The 824-nt window shown below is 69.4% G+C and carries 1 protein-coding gene; it reads right to left on the reverse strand.

The genetic code is table 11. The annotated features are described in order from the left end of the window. Positions 1 to 824, reverse strand: an 824-nt coding sequence (locus DW2_RS18880; protein WP_038149021.1) for a M24 family metallopeptidase, incomplete at both ends; no start/stop codon positions are given.

Below are 824 nucleotides of genomic sequence, written 5' to 3' on the forward strand. Positions count from 1 at the left end.
ACGTTGCAGAGCGGTTCGGCGGGGCCGTCCTCGCGGATCAGGATGGTCTCGGTGGTCTCGAGGCCCCAGTCGTCCATCCACAGGCCGGGCATGAAATGGAAGGTCATCCCGGGTTCGAGTACGGTCTCGTCGGCGGCGCGCAGGCTCACGGTGTGCTCGCCCCAGTCGGGCGGGTAGCTCAGCCCGACCGCGTAGCCGCAGCGATTGGGCCGCTCGATCCCGACCTTGGCGAGTTCGAGATCGAGCGCGCGGGCGATGTCGCAGGCGCGGTTGCCGGGGCGCGCGACCTCGATCCCGGCATTGAGACCCTCGGTCAGCGCCGCGGCGGCATCGGCCATGAAGCGCGGCGGCTTGCCGAAGAAGAGCGTCCGGCACAGCGGCGCGTGATAGCGCCGGTAGCAGCCCGATTGCTCGATGAAGGTGGCCTCGCCCTTGCGCAGCGCCTCGCCGTCCCAGGTCAGGTGCGGCGCGGAGGCATCCTCGCCCGAGGGCAGCATCGGCACGATCGCGGGATAATCGCCCCAGCTGTCCTCCTCGCCCTGCACCGAGGTCTTGAACAGCTCGCCCACGAGGTCGTGCTTGCGCATCCCCGGCTCGGCCAGTTCGACCGCGCGGTTGATCACCAGCTCCGAGATCCGCGCGGCGCGGCGCATGAAGGCGAGCTCCTCGTCGGATTTGATCAGGCGCTGCCAGTTCACCAGCGTCGAGCAGTCGACGAACTCGGCCTCGGGCAGCCCCTCGGCGAGCACCGCGAAGGCGCGGGCGGTGAAGAAATAGGTCTCCATCTCGACCCCGATCCGCGCATCGCCATGGCCCATGATCCG

The organism is Thioclava atlantica, assembly GCF_000737065.1.
GTDB lineage: Bacteria > Pseudomonadota > Alphaproteobacteria > Rhodobacterales > Rhodobacteraceae > Thioclava > Thioclava atlantica.